This window comes from Sulfurimonas lacustris, from assembly GCF_059705355.1.
In genome coordinates, this window is sequence record NZ_AP046125.1 from 1,460,829 (window position 1) to 1,480,828 (window position 20,000).

The window sequence follows — 20,000 nt, forward strand, 5'->3', positions numbered from 1 at the left end:
TTATCTCTCCCAAAGAAGCGCAAAGTCTGTAATAACGATGTCACTTCTCTTTGGCTTTATGATAAGGCTCTGGGGCGAGTAGTTTTTGATATCAAGCTCTTTTGTTATCTCTTCTATCTCTTCTTTGAGGCGTTGTTCGAGTGTTTGCATCTCCTCCTCAACATCGCTTAAAAGCAGTTGCGCATTTGCGACATCTGTTCGTTCTTTGAGTACGTCTTTACCTTTGGAGAGCGTACTTGCTCCCTTGCTGATGGTTGCGGCACTCAGAGTTTTTTTGCCAAAAAATGCGCTCATAAGTGTCATCCCAACGCCGATGAGTGTATCAGCCATTTTAGAACTCGCCTCCGCCTCCTCTTTTTGGAGTTTCATGTTGAGTTTTTGGAGCTTGTCTTGGAGTTTTTCATAGTCACTGCCAAACTTCTCTTGAAGCTTTTGTATGCGCTCTTCTCGTAACTCCTTGAGCGTATCTTCCATACGCACTAAAAAATCTCTTTTGCTCTCATGAAGTTTGGACTCCAAATCCAACTCCGCACACATAAAAAGCTCAAGATTTTTGCTCTCATAGACAAAATCACTCACACCTCTCTCAAAACCTTTCAGTGATTTCTCCCTCATGACAAGCTCTGGAAGCTGGGCATAAGAGGCATTTGCAGGGGCTTGAAGAGATTTTTGCTTCAATGCCTCTTCATGGGCATTTTGCCACTCTATGGTAAAAGTTTTTGCATCCAGTGGGAGTTTGTAAAAGAGGTTTTCTTGTGTATCTATCCCCTTTTTTTGGTTGAAAAATCTCAGTTTCAGCTCTGCATAAAGGTAAGGATAAAAGCAAGAATCCTCATTTGCAGAGACAAAATACTCTTTGATATTTTCATGCAGAAGAGGTTTTGTCATGCCACTTTGCATAAATGCCTCTCTCTCCTTTGGTTGCGGCAATGCCTCTTTTTTTGCTTGCATCACTGCTTTTATATCGTCTTTGCTCATAGGACCTTTGAGATACGAGAGCACCCAGCGGGTGTAAAACTCCTGCGTCTGCTCCTCATGCACATTTTTTACAAAAAAGTGTCGCCCTTTGAGTGTGGCTATCTGTGTGGCGATTTCTTCTTTTGAAAACTCCGAATTTGCGGCGATACCATCCACCACTTTTGCGATATCTTGTTTGGTTTGGAGCTTGCCTATAAACCACGTTCCTATGTTTGAGAGCCCTTTATAGTCGATATCCACAGGGTTTTGTGTTGAGAGGATGATACCGCATCCAAAAGCTCTTGCCTGCTTTAAAAGCAGAAGCATAGGCTCTTTTGAGGGCGGATTTTTCGAAGGCGGGAAAAAGCCAAAAATCTCATCCATATAAAGAATCGACTTAAGCACAGCACTTCCTCTTTGGGAGCGCATCCAGCTTATATAGGCGTTTAAGAGCAGGGATACAAAAAACATTCTCTCTTCGTCCGAGAGATGAGCGATGGAAAAAATAGCTATTTTTGCTCTGCCCTCTTCATCGTAGAGCATATTTTGGATGTCAAGAGGCTCACCCTTGAGCCACGCCGAAAAAGTAACAGAAGCCACAACACCGTTAAAGAGCGTTGCGAGTTTCATTCTCTCATTTTGCGGGTAAAAGGCATCAAGGGACAACATCCCTATCTTCTCAAATGGCGGCGTTATGATGTTTTGGATAAGCATCTCCATAGAAAGAGAGGTGCCGCCACTGTAGTAGTGGCTAAAGATGCTTGAGAGCAAAAGATGCTCTTTTGAGCCTAGCGAATCACTTGCTATGCCCACGAGAGAGAGGAGCGAGAGTGACGTTGTGTTGATGAGTGAAGCAAATGTCTCCTCATCTTCAAGCACACTCGGAGGCGGCGCTGCAAAACTCCCCAAGATATTTACACCGACACCTGCCGAACTCCCAGGGGTGTAGATGGTTTTTGGCACGGCGGCAAATCGCTGCACACGCTCCAAATCCTGCCCAAAACTCTCAATACCCGCTTTGTTGCTTGATGCCAAATCCTCTGCCATCTCTTGAAGGGTTTTGCCTTTGTTGAGCGCTTCACTCTCATCCACCCACGGCAGATAATCCTCTGGTCGCATCTGTCCAAAAGCAAGACAAAGATTGCCCATGTCGCCTTTTGGGTCGATAACGATGGAGGGGATATTGTCAATCGCCGCCTCCTCTATAAGCCCTATGCCAAGCCCAGTTTTCCCCGAACCCGTCATCCCGATGATGGCGGCATGCGTCGTAAGATGTTTGGATTTGTAAAGACTCAGTGAGTCATCTTTTGCATTTTTTCCTAGATAAAAAAGAGCCATTTTTTCATATATATCTTTCACTGTTTCACCTTTATACTAAATTTCCATATTTATAATACGCCGCACACGCGCCCTCGCTGCTTACCATACAGCTCCCAAGTGGACTTAATGGCGTGCAGGCTTTGCCGAAGACTTTACACTCTTTGGGGTTTGCTTTGCCCTTTAAAATATCTCCGCAAATGCAGAGTTTATGGTCGTCTATCTTTTGCGTGGGAAGAATCTCTTTGTAAAAAACCTCCGCATCAAGCCAGCTAAACGCATCTTTGAGCTTCAAGGCGCTTTGGGCTATGTCGCCGATGCCTCGCCATCTAAAATGTTCCCGTCTCTCAAAGAACTTCTCGTTTAGTTTTTGCGCTTCGATGTTGCCCTCATGCGTCACGCTTCTGCTGTACTCCACCTCAACTTCACATCGCCCCTCATTAAACTGTTTTAAAAGCATCAAAACCGACTGCATCACATCCACAGGCTCAAATCCGCTCACAACCAACGGTTTTTTATACTCACGCGCAAACTCATCATAAATCTTGCTTCCGCTTATAACGCTCACATGCGCAGGTCCTATGAAAGCGTCTATCTTGTTTGTCTCATCGTCTAGCAAAACCCTCATCGGTTCTGGGACGGTTACATGGTTTATGTGAAAGAGGATGTTTTTCACATTTTGCTTTATTGCCATGTTTATAAGTGCCGCTGTCATAGGCGTAGTCGTCTCAAAACCTATAGCAAAAAAGATAACGGTTTTATCTGGATTTTGTGCGGCGATTTTGAGCGTATCGGTGGGAGAGTAAACAAATCTGACATCAGCCCCATTGGCTCTTGCATCTTGCAGACTTCCCTTGCTTCCAGGGACTTTTATCATATCCCCTAGAGTTATAAGTATCACATCCTTTTGTTCTGCCAAAACATAAGCGTGGTCTATCCTCTCCTTTGGCATAACGCACACAGGACACCCTGGACCATGAACAAACTTGACATTTTTAGGCAAAAGCTGGTTCAGTCCATACTTCATAATGGTATGCGTATGCCCTCCGCACACCTCCATGATATTTACATCACGCGTGAGTGTTTTTGCCTCTTGTTCTATCAGCTTTGCGTATGCTTTGATGGTCTTAGAATCTCGAAAACCAAAATAGAGTTCTTTTAGCTCAAGCTCCCTACTGCTCATCATCGTCCATCCGCCTTGCTATCTCATCAAACGCCTCAAGGCATAGCAGCGCATCGGCTTTGTCGATTTTGTTCATAACAAAACCTATGTGTATAAGCACATAATCCCCGACTTCAACGCTGCCCTCTTCCATAAGCTCAAGGCTCGCTTCACGGCTCACACCCATAGTATCGACGGTTGCGGTGTTTGCTTCTTTATCTATCTTTGTTACACGGCTTGGGATGGAGAGGCACATTAGCGCATCCTTCTTTTAAACTCGACCCACTCCAACACTCTTTTTACGGAGTTGTCATCCTTGATGCTTACCTCTAAGATATCGACATTCGGACGAAGTTTTCTCGCCTCTTTCTTCTCTGCTTCTACATCAAACTCTATGTAAGGCAAAAGGTCGGTTTTTGTGATGAGCACAAGATCTGCTTTGCGAAACATCACTGGGTATTTGGCTATCTTGTCATCTCCCTCAGGAACACTAACAAGGACAATGTTTAGGTGCGTTCCAACATCATAAGAAGCAGGGCAGACGAGGTTACCGACATTTTCCACAAAACAGACATCCACCTTATCTAAGTCTATGTGATGAAGCGTTTTGTGAACCATAAAAGCATCCAAATGACACGCACTACCCGTTTGTATCTGATAAGCTTCCACTCCTTTGGCCTTTAGCCTATCTGCATCCCTTGAAGTCTCCAAGTCACCCTCTATCACGGCAAACCCAAACTCTGCCATCTCGGCAAATTTCTCTAAAAGCGCTGTTTTTCCGCTTCCGGGACTGCTCATCATATTTATCGCCAACACTCCATGACTATCAAAATGCGCTCTGTTATGAGAAGCCTCATGGTCGTTTTTGTCCAAAATCTTCTCTATAACCGCTATGGTTTTTGCATCGTTTAACTGAGGGTTTGCATGGATAGTTTGCATATCGTGCGTATGTTCGTGAGTGTGTTCATGCCCCGTTATACTGCATCCGCAATCCTTGCACATTAGCGGTTATCCTTAAAAAATTTGTCATAAACGACATAAGCACCGACCAAAGAGACTATAAAAAAAACAAAATACTCTGTATGCAGTGATGAAAAAAAGTGAATGTGTTCATGCTCTTTACCGTGGGCAAAAAGGGTACTCAAAAACAAAACAAAAACAGACAAATATCTCATGGCTTTATCCTTTTAAAATTTCGGAAGTGGGGCTTTAGCCCCGCTAAAATTTTCGTATGTGTTGCTATTTTCATTGCAATGCTTAAACGGGGCTAAAGCCCCACTTCCAGATTAACCTGCTACATTACTCATCACATTTACGGCAACTCTATTATAGCATCTAAATCCAAACTCCCCTTTTTAACTGCTTCCACAGCAATCCCCTCTAACGCCTCGATAACCGTTTGCACCAAAAGCTCAAACCGCCCTTTCAAAACCTCACTCAAACCTATCTTTGGAGTTGTGATATCTTGCGGAACTATCCCAAAGAGCGTTATATTTGCCTTTGCATCATGGAGCTCGCACATCTCTAACATCTGCAAAACCTCAACCTCATGCGCCGTTTTTTTATACCCGCCAAGCCCAAGCAATGCATGTGAAGGTATCTTGTAAATACTCCCCGCCTCATCCTCCAAAGAGAGCGTATCAAGCAGCAAAACATCATCATACTCTACAAAATACTCAAAAAGCCCAAACCCCGCAGTACCGCCGTCAACCAACTCCACGGCAGGCTCAAAGAGGTAGTTTTCCCTTAGATACCTAACGACATAAACCCCTACCCCATCATCACAAAAGAGTATATTACCGACCCCTATAACTGCTGTTTTTTTCATATGTGACATAAACTAAATCTCAAGTCAACCATTATTTGCCTTTTTTGAAAATTCTAATAACTCTTTATCAAAATAGCAAAGTATCTCATCTATTTCATCAAATATTTTGTTATAGTTATTTTTATTTAAAACTTTCTCATAATGAAACACCCTATTTCTAAAGTTTCTAATATGATTTAGTTCTTTGTATAATACTTCTCGATTGATAAGTTTTTCTTCTCTTGATGGTAGATTCAAAAAAATATTTTGTAAATCACTTGTTCTAAGTTTTGTAGCGTATGGTTTTTTGAACAAATTTACCCAAAATCCAAAAGATAGTTCAGCTATTATCTTAGATTTTGTAATACTTTCTCCACGCTTTTGTAATATGCTTTTTGCTTCTTCTATTTTTACAATACTATCTTTTGTTAAAAAGCCAGTATCTTCAATCCAATTAATACCAAGTTTTACACTTAGCAGGTTGTCTATAGAGTTTTTAAGTGCTATTTCCAGAATAGATAGCGGTATATATGCATTTTTTGAAAGTAGTAAATTAGCCTCATATTCCTCTATATCTCTATAGCTTCCAAATCTTTCATCGCTTATAAATCTTTTTATTAAGGCATCTTTCATTTATATTTTCCTACAATACTCTTGTAATTCCCCTGTAAGCCTACATACTAGAGATGTAGTTGGGGGTACATAATTTTCACTCCACTCATTTAACAATCAAGTCTTACGATTAGCAATTTTACCAAATAAACCTTCATAGTTTTGAAAGTCGTCATTAGCATTTGATATGTCAAAATTTCACTATTTTTTTAACATAGGTTTTGAGCTATGTTAAATTTTTTATATTTTTTTAACATAGCTCATAAGATATGTCAAATTATATGCCTTTTCTTAACATATCAAAAAGCTCAATATTGACAAAAAATTTACTATTTTTGATTTGTATATTTTTTAATATATCTATATTTTCAAGTTCACTTAGATATTTTGAAGCTGTTTGTCTTGTAATATTTAATCTATCAACCAAAAATTCTATCTTTGTATATGGGTGCATAAAAAGTACCTCAACCAAATCTTTACTATAAATCTTTGGCAATTCTTGCGATATTTTATCTTGCGTCTTTATCATCAAATCACTGATACTGTTTATAAGTTCTATCGTCTCCAGTGAAGTTTGTTCAACTGCTTCAAGCATATATAAAATCCACTCTTCCCACTTGTCATCTGTTCGTACTTCTTGCAAAAGCCTATAATAATCAGCCTTATGTGTGATGATGTAACGGCTCAGATACAGCACTGGGATATCGAGCAAATCCTGAAGTATCAAATACAAAATATTTATAATCCTTCCAGTTCTTCCATTTCCATCATAAAAAGGATGGATTGATTCAAACTGATAATGGATAATCGCCATATTTACAAGTGGGTCTATCTCGTTTGGCTCATTTATATACTTCTCAAGGTTTGTTAAAAGCTCTTGAATAGTTGCATAATCTTGCGGCGGAGTGTAGATAACCTCACCCGTTAAAGTATTTTTAAGATTTGTTCCTGCTTGTTTTCGAACTCCCGCACTATTTTTTTCTAAAACCGACTGTATTTCAATGATATGTTTATTGAGTAAAAGTTTATACTCTTGTACGAGTGAAAACCCTCTTAATAGTGCTTCTTTGTAATTTTGCACCTCTTTTGCTTCGTTTGTCACACTCTCTATATCAAGATTTGCACGATAAAGCTCATCGTGAGTTGTGATGATGTTTTCTATAGCACTACTATCTTTTGCCTCTTGAAGCACCAAAGAGTTTATGAGAATTGCACTATTTGGAATAATACGAGCCACACCGTTTAGATTTGCCAAAGCCCTATTTGCAGAGATGGCTTTTTTTAGGACTTTTGGGGTTTCGATTTTGTGGGTAAGTAGTAATTTATTCATAATGATTCACTACCTACTTTTTAAATGCCGTCATAATATCTGCAACCGTAACACTTGATTCATCTTTAATAATACCAATATTGGATGGTCTAAACAATGAGGATAAAATTAGGTTTTTAGCATTTTCATTGTTTATTTGTCCCTCATTAATAAAAGATAAATATGTTTGTATCATAACAACTCTTTCATGGGCATCTTCTGATAAATGTAAATTACTGAGTGCAATTTTTACTGTAATTCTAATAATCCAAAAAGCACTCGATGAAGCAAAAATCATCAAAATATACCAAGCTAATTTTGAATAGTCAAAATCAAAAGATTTGCTATTTTCTTCATTATTTGAGATTATTTTCTTTGGTTCTTGCAAAGTTTGTTTTATTGCGCTAATAGATTTATTAACATCTTGTATTGCTTTGTTTGATTCATTCGTTATGTTGATATCACTTATAATTTCAATTTTTCCACTTCCATTTATTTGATTTTCATGATAATTTAAAGCCTTAAATAAAATAAGTAAAAGTATTGCTATAAAAACTATTGCTGCACCACCAAACCACCAAAATTTAATTTTATGATTTTTTTGTTTAGCCTCCCAGTATGTTACAGAAGCGTTTAGTTTTATTTTATCTTCTAGTGCTTGAATTTTTATATCAAGATTTTCTGATTTTTCAAAGATTTTATAAAATTGTTCTTTTTTCTCTTCGATAGTCTGATTTTCTTTTTCTATTTTTTCAAATTTATTACTTAATTTTAGTAATTCATTTTCATTATTTGATAGTTTGTTTTTCATAGCTTCTAGTAAATCACTTGAATTTTCTTTTACCATACTGGAAGTAACTAAAAAATCAAATATTGAATTATCTAAAATCTTTTGGATTATTACTTTGTCATACGATCTTTTTTCATCACTCTCATTTCTATATACTATGCCTATTAATTTATCTTTTGTTCTTGTGTTTGTTGTGCCGCCTTGTGTCTTAACAACTATTGATTTATTTTGATTTTTATAAACTTTAAAAGGTTTTTTTTCTTTAGATGGTGTTTCTAATATTAAGTTACACTCTTCCCCTTCAAAATTTAAAGCTTCAATCAACTTATCATATCTTTTTGAAAATTCTTTTTCTAATATTTGAGTTGATTCAGATATGTCGTTTTTTTCTATTTTTGGCTCTTTTGGAGTATTTGATATTAAAAAATTTGCAGCATTTATAAATTTATGGGAATAACTTACAAAACGAGGCTCATTACTATATGAGATAAGTTCTAAGATTTTAGTTTCTATAATTTTTAACAAATCATCATCTTGAATTTGTTCAATATTTTTATAATATGATTGTAAAGACTCCTCAAAATCTTCTAAAGAGAATCCCCCGCCTTGTAGAGTTGCTTGCACTGTTTTATTTTGCAAATTTGTTTCAAGTTCTTTTAGTTTTATTTTCAATTGATTTATATTCATTTTATTTCTTCCTTACTTTAGCGATTATATCAAATTCCAACTTATCACACCGTCCTAACCCTATAACTACCAAGCTCCCTACCTTTAGCATCTACAACATGCACCGCACATGCAAGGCATGGGTCGAAGGAGTGGATGACCCTTAGCACTTCAAGCGGTTTTGTGGCATCTTTTATCTTTATGCCTATGAGCGCTTCTTCGTAGGCTCCTCTTTTGCCATCTTTGTCTTTTGGCGAGGCGTTCCAAGTGGTGGGGGCTATGACGGAGTAGTTTTTTATCTTTTGATTTTCTATGTTCACAAAGTGAGACAAAACACCTCTAGGGACTTCAAAAAACGCTCTGCCTTTTGCATTTTGCGGGAGTTTTTCAAACTCGTATTTTGTCCAAGTTTGTGTGTCGTCGTGTTTTATATTTTGAAGCAAATCCGAGACAAGTTTAAAAACATACTCGCAGATGTAAGCACTCTCGATAGCTCTTGCGGCATTTCTGCCCACCGTTGTAGATAAGTCCAAAAGCTCCAAATCGCTCTCTTTTAAAAACTCATCAACAAAAGGTTTTATAAACTCATTGCCGCTTAGGTAGCTTACTAGCACTCTTGCCAAAGGTCCGCTCTCCATCGCTTCACCGCCGTAGCGTGGAGCTTTTATCCATGAGTATTTGTCATCGTTTTTGGCAGTTTTTAGTGTTCCGTCATCGTTTAAGTCGGTATAGCAGACTTCGCCGCTCTGAGTGTACCACGCCCTGTCCACCTCTTCGGTGATTTTACTCTCGTCAAACTCCTCTACTTTTGAAAAATCATGCGCATAGATTACTCCGCTGCTAAAGAGCTTTTGTCTCTCATCAAACTCATAACCACCCACGGACAAAAAGTTTCCCGCACTTCTGCCTAAACCAGCCTTTATATCGTCTCTGTAAGCAGTTGCCAAAAGCCTCATATCTGCCATATAAGCGTTATCGACAAACTCTTTTGCCTCTTTGATGTTAAAGATGTAGTCATTTAGCCTCTGGAGACTTAGCATATCCGCCACGCTTGTCACTCCGCCGACAACTATGCTTTGTGGATGCGGTGTTTTGCCGCCAAATATCGCCACCGCTTTGCTCAACTGCGTTTGAAACTTGAGTGCCTCTAAGTAATGCGAGAGTAAGATGAGATTTTGTTCGGGGGTGAGTTTGTAGGCACTATGCCCCCAGTATCCATTTGCAAATGGTCCTAGTCTGCCTGCTTTTACAAAGTTTTGAAGCTTGAGCAAAACTGCCTCATAGTGAGAAAACGAACTCTCATACGGGGTTTTTGCGTACTTTTTTGCCTCTTCTACGGCAAGGGCGGCATCGGCTTGAAGCGCACTTGTCACATCCACAAAGTCCAAAGAGTGCAGATGGTAAAAATGCACAACATGGTCTTGGATAAAGAGCGCCATAGCCATCAAGTCTCTTACGATTTGCGCATTTTTTGGCAGTTCTATGCCGTAAGCATCCTCGACACTGCTCACCGCGGCACGAAAATGCGAGTTTGTACAAACTCCGCAAATCCTTCCTGCTAAAAGCCCAGCATCACGCGGATCTCGCTCTTTTAAAATCATCTCTATACCGCGAAAAAGCTGCCCGCTTGCATACGCTTCTCTTACAACTCCATCCTCATCGACTTCAACTTCAACCCTCAAATGCCCCTCTATGCGAGTGATGGGGTCAATGACTATTTTTTTCATGGTAAACTCTCTCATTTGCGTATTTGTCGAAAAAACCTTTTTCTGTACATGCCATACACCCATGCCCTGCTTGAACGGGCCAGCTTGTACCTTTGTTGAACTTCATCGTAGGGCAATTTGCATTTGCGTAAGCGCCTTTACACCCCATCTCAAAAAGGCACCACCCTTTTTTTGCCCCCTCATCGCCCCACTCTTTGACAAACTCACCTGCATCGAAATGTCCTCGCCGCTCGCAGTTTTCGTGAATCCTCCCCTCATACGCCCAAAGAGGTCTGTTCAACGCATCAAGCGGCGGCATCTCCTCAAACATCATAAAGTAGAGCAGCGTACCGACTATGTTTATAGGGTTTGTAGGGCATCCAGATATATTTATGACATCATCCCTCTCAAGCGCATCGGCAACGCCAACCGCTCCAGTTGGATTTGGCGCAGCAGCTACCACTCCACCATCAAACGCACAACTTCCCACCGCAACGATGAGTGCCGCATCTTTTGCGCATCTCTTTAAGAGTTCTATGCCCGTCTCGCCCTTTGAGCCGATTCTTAGGTATTTTCCATCCAGCCCAAGAGGCACAGCACCCTCTACGATAAGCACATATTCGCCCCTTTGGTTTTTGATGATATCTTCAAGCGCGCTCTCACTCGCATCACCGCTAGCACTCATCAAAAGCTCATGATAGTCAAGCGAGATGTAGTCAAATATCAAGTCCTCGATAGAAGGGTTTGCAGATTTTATAAAAGCCTCCGAGTTTCCACTGCAATCCGAGAGTTCAAGCCAGATAATGGGTATCTTGTTTAGTGTTTTTACCCCTTTTTGTACCACCTCTTCAAACTTTGGATGCAGCTGCATATTTGCCGTGACCATACTTATCCATCTGTTGACCTCATCCTTTTTTATCTCCAACGACTCCATTGCCGCTTCAAGGTTGCTCTCGTCAAGCTGGTTTTTTGGATGCAGTTTATTGTACTTCTCAACTCTCTTTTTTGCCTCTTGCACCTCTTTTTCTATCTCTTGCTCTTTGGCGCTTTTTTGAACCACGCTAGGGTCTATGAGATGCTGGGACTCCTCTATGATTTTTACAACCTCGCCCCTGCATCTGCCGCAAACCCTGCCCGCTTGCGAAAAGTGTGCCAAATCCGCAAACGTACTCACGCCGTTTTGCACAACCAGAGCAACCAAATCATTACGATAAACACTCACACAACTGCAAACAAGTTTGCCTCTTGCTTCATCAACCCTGTTTTTGCGCAACTCATCTATAGCAACTTCACTCTCATTTTGCATAAGAGCCTGCAGAGAGGCTATATCTGCATTTGCGTTGATACCGACATAGCGAAGCAGTTTTTTTTCTCTTAAAAAGTACTCATCCACGCAATTTTGGCTACTTATAGTGACCTTCTCATACTCAGTTGAGAACTTTGCAGAAGTCACATCCACAAGGTTAATCGCACCCACTTTAAGCATATCGACCGTTGTTTTGCGTGCAAACTCTTTTGGCTCTCCAAGCAACAGATGCGCCACTACACACTCTGCCTCATCCACGCAAGCCTCCACATGCCCCGCCACAAAGCCAAGCTCTCTCACCTCCGCACACTCTCCAACAGCGTAAATATCCTCTTCGCACTGCATAAAAAGATTTGTCAAAATCCCCCTGTTGCACTCCAAGGCATCTCTAAAACTCTCAATATTTGGCTTTATCCCTATGCCAAAGACCACAAAAGGGTTCTCAATCTCCAGTTTTTTGCTACTCAGCCTCTTTATCTCGCCATCTTCAACCACAGTATCTATGATTTCATCTTCGTAAGATATGGTTATCTTCTTCTCTTTTGTGTAGCTCTTCTCGATGAGCTTTATGGATTCTTGTGAGAGGTTTTTATCGTATAAAAAGTTTGAACGTACAAGCAGTGTGACTTTGCGTACATCCTCCATTTTGTCCAGCCGCTCCAAAAGTTCCAGTGCGATTGGTCCTGCCCCGACGACAACAACCTCTCTGCCTTTTATGCCCTCTTTGATAGATTTGGCATCCTCCGCACTTCTAAAAACAGCAGCGTTTTTGATTTGGCTTATATCAAATGGGGTGTTTGGCAACGAGCCTGTTGCGATGACGAGTTTGTCATAATGAAACATCGCATCTTTGGAGAAAACTCTCTTTTTTACTTTATCTATTTTTATGATTTTTTGGTTGAGCTCCAGATGTACTCTTGGGTCAAGCAGAAGCGATATTTTTTGCAGTGTTGCGCTCTCATCGACTAAAGAGCAGAGGTGGATTCTATCATAAGGCGGGTATAACTCATCACTTAGCATCACAACATCAAGCGATGCATCGATTTTTTTTGCTCTATTTGCCAAATGCACCGCGGCGATACCGCCACCAATTATTAAGAGTCTCATAACGATACCTCTTTTTTAGAGCATTATAGTTTAAAAATGGGAAAGAAAAAAGGGCAAAAAGCCCTTTTTTTATATATTTGCAGCAGTCTCTTTTTTATAAGAACTTTTTTCGATAAGTCTTAAAACAATAGCCGAGAGGTAAGGCACACTCTGGATAAGAATGGTTGCAGAAAAGACATAAATCTCTACAATATCCTGATGATTTGTCATAATAAGTGCGATAAACGAACCTATAAGCAGTGTCGCTAAAATGATCTCATTTTTAACAGGGCTGCTTACACTCTTTTTGCTGTTGCCCCCTTTTTCTGTTCTCTTAAATGGCAGACGGTCTTTGACAAACCCATCATATACCGCTTTGAAGATTATAAGCTGTAAGCTCATAGCCGCAATAGCACCCAGCGTTGAGTGGAAAAGTTTTGCTCCAACCCTTGTTTTGTAGAGTATAAATGAGTGGATGACGTTTACCAAGAAAGCTGTCAAAATCGGCACTGTAAGCGCAATTGTAGGAATAGTTACTCCAACGAAAATGATAACTGGAACCCAAAGGATGTTGAGCACTGCCATCACTGGTCCAAGTGCGTCAGAGAGCCAGAAAAACCAACCAGTCACAAAGTGATGTTTTTGCGCACGGGTAAGCGTTTTGGATGATGGCTTAAAGTGTTGCCAATGTTTTTTGAGAATCTGCACCGCACCGTATGCCCAGCGATGACGCTGATTTTTGAAAGCTTCAATAGTATCTGGTAATAGTCCATGCCCATAACGACGGTTTGTATAATGCCCGATGTACCCCGCTTCAAAGAGTCTAAGCCCTAATTCACTGTCTTCAACGATGGTATCAGTGTTCCACTGCCCCACTTCATCAAACGCACTTTTACGTACCATAAGCATCGTTCCATGCGCCACGATAGCATTCTCTTCATTACGCTCAACCATGCCGATGTCAAAAAAGCCTGCATACTCAGCATTCATAGCAGTTTTTATAAGCGACTCGTTACCGTCTCTATGGTCTTGAGGTGCTTGAACCAATGCAACCTTCGCATCATCAAAAATCGGTACCAAATCAACAAGCCAAGTAGGCTTAATCACATAGTCGGCATCGATTACGGCAAGTATTTCGCACTCAGGATTTGTAAACTCTAACGCTTTGTTAAGTGCTCCTGCTTTAAATCCACTGCACTGAATATCAAGATAAACAAATCTCTCGCCAAGCTCTTCACACAACGCTTTGATAGGTGCTTTATAAAAATCCTCAGGAGTGTTATTGATGATAACCAAAACCTCATAGTTTGTATATTTGAGTTGTGCAAGAGCACGAAGCGTCTCTTCCAAAACAGCAGGCTGCTCTTTATATGCAGGAACATGAATACTCACAAAAGGAACTCTGTCCGACTTCAAATCAAGCGGAATAAGTCTCTCAGGCGCTTTTCCTATGGTACATTTGAAAAGCTCATTTGCCTTTGCAAGGGTTATGAGCGTGAGCGGTATCATCAAGAGAGAGCCCATCCCCCACATAATCCACATACCAAAATTCATATAGTGGATAAACGGATAGACCGCCGCCATAACGATACCAAAAGAGATACCTTGCGCCGCAAGTCCGTAAGTGATGGCATGTAAGAAGTTGATATTTTGATTTCTAAGTCCAAAGAATGTCAAAATAGCCCCGATGATAGCGGCTGAAACCATCTGCATAAACCAGAACGGCTCTACAAGTACTACCCCTTGCATCTCAAATTTTAGTTTGCGGTTTGCATCAAAGATACCCCAGTACTGCCCAACGCTTCCCTCATCCACACCTTTCCATGGCTGGTCAAACGCTTCCATAAGGTTATAGCTAAAGCCATTCTCTTTTGCCATTCCCAAAAATCTTCTAATAATCATCGCCTGATTTTGCGGACTTGCCACAGCGCCTTGGTTGTTATACCCTTGGCTTGGCCATCCAAACTCCCCTACGATGATAGGTTTTGTTTTATGCACATCCCGTATCTTTTGGTAAATCTCATTGAAAAATGCTTCAAAGTTCTCTGCTTTTATCTTCTCCCAATATGGAAGAATATGGATGTTGATCATATCAACTTCATCTGCCAAATCAGGATAAAGCAGCCACATATTCCAAATCTCAGCCGTAGTCACTGCTACGGTATGCTCTTTGTTTTTTGCAAGTTCTGCGCGAAGCTCTTTCTCTTTTGCAGTTCGTTTACGCTTGTTTTTTATCTTTGCAAGTTCATCTTGGATGGCTTTTTCTTTAACCTCTTCTCTTGCCTTGAAGATAGCATCCACGTGCGCTTTAAAATCTCTGATATGCACAACCAGTTCATCAGGTTTGAGGTCATCACGAAGCAGAACCTCATTTCCGACAATAACCGATGTCAAGTTGTCATAATACTCAGTGATGAGAGTTTTCGCCAAAGCTATCTCTTTTTCGTTATCCTCAGCAACTCCGGAGAGCCAAAGCCCCATATGAGCCTGCATACCAAGCTCTTTTACAAAAGGCAGTACTTTTTGAGAATCCTCCGCAGAGTAGAAACGTACAGTGTTGGTAAACTTTTTTAAGAGTTTTAGATCTCTAAGAACCTCTGCATCACTCAGCATCTCTTTTTCGTTCTTTTTTGTATAGGGAGCGTACGAGAGTGACTCAATGATGTTATCGGCATCAGGAGGTGTGATAAATTTGTTATCACTGTTAAGCCATAAAAAAACCTGAAGAAGCGAAGCGAAAAGGAGCGAAACGAGAATGTATTTCAATGGTGTTCCTAAGAAAATGAAACGAATTGTACATCAAAATTTTTGAAATTGTTATGTAAAATTTGCAACTCTTTCCTAGGCTTTAAATCTACGACTGTTTTGCCAAAGCATCCATGAGTTCAGCCATACTTTTTGTTTGTAAAAACTCTTTAAATTGCGCCATATCTGTTTTTAAAATGCTTACACCCAAAATCTCTACATCATAGATAAGCCACTTATCTTTTGACGCAACAGGAACTTTTGGTTTATGAAACTTATAAGCGATTTCAAGTTTTTGGGTTTGACTCACAAGGTCACTTACTAAAGTTATCCTATCTTCTTTAGTTTGTTCTATCTTTTTTATCTCTACTTTTTCATCTTTGTACGCATCGATTTTTGATGAGTAGGATTGTTTCATACGCTCAACATAGAGTGCTACAAACTTCTTTCCCTCAGCATCTGAGAGCTCCCTCCATTTGCTTCCAAGGCTAAGTTTTGCCATAAGTTCAAAATCAAACATAGGCGTTAATGACTTAACGATAGTGCCATTTCTCTCATCTTTTGTCATCTTTTTGTCTTCAACTATCAAGATAACTTCATCAATCTTCTTTAAAAAATGCTCTTTTAACTCCACTTGCTCATTTGCGGCTACACTTTGTGCACAAAAAAGCACCATACCCAGAACCAACACCATTTTATAGATATATTGCATCACTTACTCCTCTATCTGTTTTTTTCTACGCTGTTCATACATATCTCTCAAAAACGGATACAAATCCACTGCATCCTCTTTCATCTTGTCGTATTTGTCCATATGCAAGGAGATAGTGTTTGTTTTTTCTAGCACTTTTACACCGATATACTCCGCTGGGGTATCCGTAAGTGTCCAGTAACTTCTCTCTTCATAGTCAAGCAGACTCAAAAAAGAGTCTGGGTAGAGGCTCAAAGTATCACGCAGGTTTGAGGGTCCAAGAAGCGGAAGTACGATATGAGGACCGCCGCCAACGCCATAAAATCCAAGTGTTTGCCCAAAGTCTTCCTCATGTGCTTCAAGCTCAAAGTAACTCTTCGCAGGATCAAAAAACCCTAAAACACCCACTGTCGTATTACAAACAAATCTCCCCGCCTCTTCCGCCGCATAAGAGAATTTCCCCTGCAAAAGAGTGTTTGCAAATCGCACTGGAAAGTAAAGATTTTCAAAAAAATTCTCTATAGAGTTGCGAACCTCAAAATGCAACACATTTTTATACCCAGTAGCAACAGGCTTAAAAACATACTCATACGCACCGTCATTGAAACGTGTCATCGCACGGTTATAGCCCTTAAGTGGGTCATAAATCTCTTGAACTTCCATCTCATCCGCAAACGATGCCAACTCATCCTCAGCGCCATCACTTTTTTGTGTTTGTACCGCTTCTTCTGGTTTTGCAACACTCTTTGAACTACACGCACTAAGCCCAAAAACAAGCATACAACTCACTATGCTTAGATAAATCGTCCTCATCTTACACCTTTACTCTGTCACTTAAAGCCCTGCTAAGAGACAACAAATCTATATTTTCTAAACTTACTCCAGTTGGAACACCCTGAGCAATTTTTGAGAAGTTTATATCAAAATTACTTAATTTATCTTCAATATATAACATAACCGCATCGTTTGCGATAGATGGTGTTAGCGCAAAAACGATCTCTTTTACCCCTGAAGCAACCATTCTCTCTAAAGCCGAGAGATTGAAGTTTTCTAAAGATTCTAAGACAAAATATCTTCCCTCAAAAAGCTTGTTTTCCTCTAAAAGAAGAATATCTTTGGCGTTTTCAACGATACAAAGAAGTGTCTCATCTCTGCTCTCATCACAACAGATAAAACAGAGTGCATCTTCACTCATGCCGCCGCACATACTACACTGTCTGATACCGCCAAGCGCATCTTCTATGGCATGCGATATCTTCATCCCGACAAAACTGTCTCGCATAACTATATGGTAAGCAAGGCGTATGGCTGATTTTTTGCCGATGGTGGGGAGCTCTTGCAGCGCATCGACAAGCTTGTTAAATTTTTCTAAAGAACCATTCATAAAAAAACGCTCAAACCTCAAGCTTCATTAGGATTTACTCTTTGGCAACAGTATCCACAATTTCAAAGGCGCTTTGAGTCTGCCTGCAATCTGTCCTGCTTCATCGCCATATCCACAAAAGAAGTCAGCGCGAACACTCCCTTTGATGGCTCCGCCCGTATCTTGCGCAAGAACGATTCGGTTTAAATCCTTCTCTTTTGTCTCTGCGCTCATATAAAGCATACTTCCCAAAGGAAGATAGCTTTGATCAATTGCAACAGAGCGCTCAGGGGTAAGCACAACGCCAAGCGCACCCGTAGCAGGCTGATTTTTCTTTTTGAAAAAAACCATAGAGTCGTTATGGTGTAGCAACTCATCTACGCGTGATGGATTTTGGTCACACCACTTTTTGATGCCCTGCATAGAAGCCTCTGCATACGTCATCTCACCCGCATCGATGAGATACTTCCCGATAGATTTATACTTATGTCCGTTGAGATTATCAAACCCGACGTACATCATCTCTCCATTTTCAAGCAAAACTCTTCCTGAACCCTGTACTTCAAGAAAGAAAAGGTCAATGCGAGAGTCCACATAACAGACAATCTCCGCATCGATTTTTCGCCCGCTCAACTCTTTACGCGAGTAGTAGGGAACGACATTTGCCCCCTCCACTCTTCCGCGCAATCTATAGTTTTTAAGCTCTGGATACTGATCAGCCAACTTTACGGTAACTAAATCTTTTGGAGTTCCATATACAGGATGCACATAAGGCTCTTTTTTTTTCAAAGAACCCCTCAGAAGCGGTTCGTAGTAACCCGTCAAAAGCCCATCATCTTTCTTGTCCGAGACATCCACTTGGTAAGGTGCAAAATTTTGCATAAAAAAATCTTTAGGGCTTGGTGTCTCTTTGGCAACACGGCATAGCTCTTCATAAAGCGCTTTTGTTTTAGTTGTTTTACAGCTTGTCACAAAAGAGTTCAGAGCCGCCGTATAATCTTCACTTTCCCACTCAGGAAGCTCCTCAAAACTGCTAGGAATCAGCTCTGCATTTGGTACAGCAGGAAGCTTCACTTTTTGGACACTCTTTTGGATGCTCTCTTGAGCACTTTTTTGGATATCCAAAGGCTTTTGCGTAGGTGCATCATAAACAACGACCGTGGGTTCTCTCGAACATCCTACTAAAAATAAAATTGTGGTTATATAAAGTATGTTTCTTTTCATTGATGCGATTATAGCAAAATTCATACCAAGCAAATATATTAAATTTTAAACGCTATAATTGCGAAAAAATTTCAGGCAAGGATAGAAAAAAGATGCAGGATTTAAGCTATTATGAAATTTTAGAGATTTCGCGAGATGCGGATCAGGCAACCATCAAAAAAGCCTATAGAAACATGGCAAAAATGTACCACCCTGACAAAAACCCGGGTGATAGCGAAGCAGAACACAAGTTTAAACTATGCAACGAAGCGTACCAATGCTTAAGCGATGAAAAGCAAAAGAGCATCTACGACAGATACGGCAAAGAGGGACTTCAAGGCATCGGCGGCAGACGCTCTTCCGGCGGTTTTGACGATTTGGGTAGTATCTTTGAAGAGATGTTTAACGGATTTGGCGGTTCATCTCGCCGCCGTCAAAACCCATCCGATATGGAAAAATACAACCTCGATATGAACGTCGATATGCACATCACTTTCAACGAAGCCGTTTTTGGATGCGAAAAAGAGGTAGAGTTCAAGTACAAAAACTCTTGTAACAGTTGTAGCGGTACAGGTGCAAAAGATGGCAAGCTCTCCACATGTAGCCAGTGTAGAGGTCAAGGGCAGGTCTTTATGAAACAAGGCTTTATGACCTTCTCCCAAACATGTCCGGCATGCCATGGAACAGGCTCTGCTCCCGCTGCACCGTGTAACAGTTGTGATGGCAAAGGCTACCATGAAGAGCGTGGCAATGTTACCATCAAAGTTCCAAAAGGCATCGACAACGGCAACCGCCTTAGAGTTTCAGGAAAAGGAAACATCGGTAAACGCGGCACAAGAGGCGACCTTTACGTCACTTTTAGCGTCAAGCCAGATAAACATTTTCAGCGTGATGGCAACGATATCTATATCGCCATCCCCGTCTTCTTCACACAAGCAGTCGCAGGCGACACGCTCAACATTCCATCGCTTACAGGCGAACTTGAGCTAAAACTAGACATCGGAACGACAGACAAACAGCACTTTGTCTTTAGAGGTGAGGGCATCGACGATGTTCATGGACACGGAAAAGGAGATCTCATAGCGCAAGTCAACATCACCTACCCTAAAAAACTCACCGACGAACAGCGAGAACTCCTCTCAAAACTCCAAGAGTCTTTTGGCATAGAGTCAAAACCACATGAAAGTGTTTTAGACTCAGCTATCGAGAAGATGAAAAGCTGGTTTAAGTAACAAAATCCCTTTTTTATGGGGATTTTGCACTCTCATGAAAGCGAGGCT

Annotated in this window: 17 protein-coding genes; 2 read left to right on the top strand and 15 right to left on the bottom strand. The window is 40.6% G+C overall.

The window, feature by feature from the left end:
* The 4 genes from AC6H4V_RS07590 to hypB are packed head-to-tail and all read right to left on the bottom strand — an operon-like array spanning position 1 to position 4,438.
* Entirely contained in the window at positions 1-2,316 is a 2,316-nt protein-coding gene (locus tag AC6H4V_RS07590) for a helicase HerA domain-containing protein (RefSeq protein WP_497606362.1), read from the bottom strand.
* A gap of 10 nt (positions 2,317-2,326) precedes the next feature.
* Positions 2,327-3,457 (bottom strand): hydrogenase formation protein HypD, encoded by a 1,131-nt coding sequence (hypD, locus tag AC6H4V_RS07595; protein WP_497607922.1) that lies wholly within the window; start codon positions 3,455-3,457, stop codon positions 2,327-2,329.
* A complete protein-coding gene (locus AC6H4V_RS07600; RefSeq protein WP_497606363.1) occupies positions 3,447-3,692 on the bottom strand; it encodes a HypC/HybG/HupF family hydrogenase formation chaperone in 246 nt (81 codons plus the stop codon). Before AC6H4V_RS07600 ends, hypD begins: the two co-directional genes overlap by 11 nt.
* Positions 3,692-4,438 carry a hydrogenase nickel incorporation protein HypB gene (gene hypB, locus AC6H4V_RS07605; RefSeq protein WP_497606364.1) on the bottom strand — a complete coding sequence of 249 codons (747 nt, stop codon included), beginning with the start codon at positions 4,436-4,438 and terminating at the stop codon, positions 3,692-3,694. The genes AC6H4V_RS07600 and hypB overlap by 1 nt, the downstream gene beginning before the upstream one ends.
* A gap of 88 nt (positions 4,439-4,526) precedes the next feature.
* Here hypB and AC6H4V_RS07610 point away from each other — a divergent pair, with 88 nt between their 5' ends.
* On the top strand, positions 4,527-4,649 hold the full coding sequence (locus AC6H4V_RS07610) for a hypothetical protein (RefSeq protein WP_497606365.1): 123 nt from the start codon (positions 4,527-4,529) through the stop codon (positions 4,647-4,649).
* 99 nt (positions 4,650-4,748) lie between these two features.
* Here the strand turns inward: AC6H4V_RS07610 and AC6H4V_RS07615 are convergent, their stop codons facing one another.
* The 11 genes from AC6H4V_RS07615 to mltA all read right to left on the bottom strand — a co-directional run bounded on the left by AC6H4V_RS07615 (position 4,749) and on the right by mltA (position 18,741).
* On the bottom strand, positions 4,749-5,264 hold the full coding sequence (locus tag AC6H4V_RS07615; protein WP_497606366.1) for a HyaD/HybD family hydrogenase maturation endopeptidase: 516 nt from the start codon (positions 5,262-5,264) through the stop codon (positions 4,749-4,751).
* Between the two features lie 24 nt (positions 5,265-5,288).
* The gene (locus tag AC6H4V_RS07620) at positions 5,289-5,876 is read right to left on the bottom strand and encodes an Abi family protein (RefSeq protein ID WP_497606367.1); all 588 of its coding nucleotides are present in this window, start codon (positions 5,874-5,876) and stop codon (positions 5,289-5,291) included.
* A 256-nt stretch (positions 5,877-6,132) separates the two neighbouring features.
* The gene (locus AC6H4V_RS07625; protein ID WP_497606368.1) at positions 6,133-7,185 is read right to left on the bottom strand and encodes a Fic family protein; all 1,053 of its coding nucleotides are present in this window, start codon (positions 7,183-7,185) and stop codon (positions 6,133-6,135) included.
* Positions 7,186-7,198: 13 nt separating this feature from the next.
* Complete coding sequence (locus tag AC6H4V_RS07630) at positions 7,199-8,641, bottom strand: DUF6161 domain-containing protein (RefSeq protein ID WP_497606369.1); 1,443 nt, start codon at positions 8,639-8,641, stop codon at positions 7,199-7,201.
* 44 nt (positions 8,642-8,685) lie between these two features.
* Positions 8,686-10,347: a nickel-dependent hydrogenase large subunit gene (locus tag AC6H4V_RS07635; RefSeq protein WP_497606370.1), complete on the bottom strand. Its 1,662-nt coding sequence runs from the start codon at positions 10,345-10,347 to the stop codon at positions 8,686-8,688.
* The gene (locus tag AC6H4V_RS07640; RefSeq protein WP_497606371.1) at positions 10,328-12,739 is read right to left on the bottom strand and encodes a hydrogenase small subunit; all 2,412 of its coding nucleotides are present in this window, start codon (positions 12,737-12,739) and stop codon (positions 10,328-10,330) included. Before AC6H4V_RS07640 ends, AC6H4V_RS07635 begins: the two co-directional genes overlap by 20 nt.
* A gap of 69 nt (positions 12,740-12,808) precedes the next feature.
* Positions 12,809-15,484, bottom strand: coding sequence for a glycosyltransferase family 2 protein (locus tag AC6H4V_RS07645; RefSeq protein ID WP_497606372.1), 2,676 nt, complete (start codon positions 15,482-15,484; stop codon positions 12,809-12,811).
* An 88-nt stretch (positions 15,485-15,572) separates the two neighbouring features.
* Positions 15,573-16,175: a Tgt2/MlaC family protein gene (locus AC6H4V_RS07650; RefSeq protein ID WP_497606373.1), complete on the bottom strand. Its 603-nt coding sequence runs from the start codon at positions 16,173-16,175 to the stop codon at positions 15,573-15,575.
* A gap of 3 nt (positions 16,176-16,178) precedes the next feature.
* Positions 16,179-16,967 (bottom strand): MlaA family lipoprotein, encoded by a 789-nt coding sequence (locus AC6H4V_RS07655; protein ID WP_428729578.1) that lies wholly within the window; start codon positions 16,965-16,967, stop codon positions 16,179-16,181.
* A gap of 1 nt (position 16,968) precedes the next feature.
* Positions 16,969-17,538 carry a recombination mediator RecR gene (gene recR / locus AC6H4V_RS07660; protein ID WP_428729577.1) on the bottom strand — a complete coding sequence of 190 codons (570 nt, stop codon included), beginning with the start codon at positions 17,536-17,538 and terminating at the stop codon, positions 16,969-16,971.
* A gap of 27 nt (positions 17,539-17,565) precedes the next feature.
* Positions 17,566-18,741 carry a murein transglycosylase A gene (mltA, locus tag AC6H4V_RS07665; protein WP_497606374.1) on the bottom strand — a complete coding sequence of 392 codons (1,176 nt, stop codon included), beginning with the start codon at positions 18,739-18,741 and terminating at the stop codon, positions 17,566-17,568.
* A gap of 92 nt (positions 18,742-18,833) precedes the next feature.
* Between mltA and dnaJ the strand changes: the two genes are divergently transcribed.
* Positions 18,834-19,952, top strand: a complete 1,119-nt coding sequence (dnaJ, locus tag AC6H4V_RS07670; RefSeq protein WP_497606375.1) for a molecular chaperone DnaJ — start codon at positions 18,834-18,836, stop codon at positions 19,950-19,952.
* Positions 19,953-20,000: the final 48 nt, after the last annotated feature.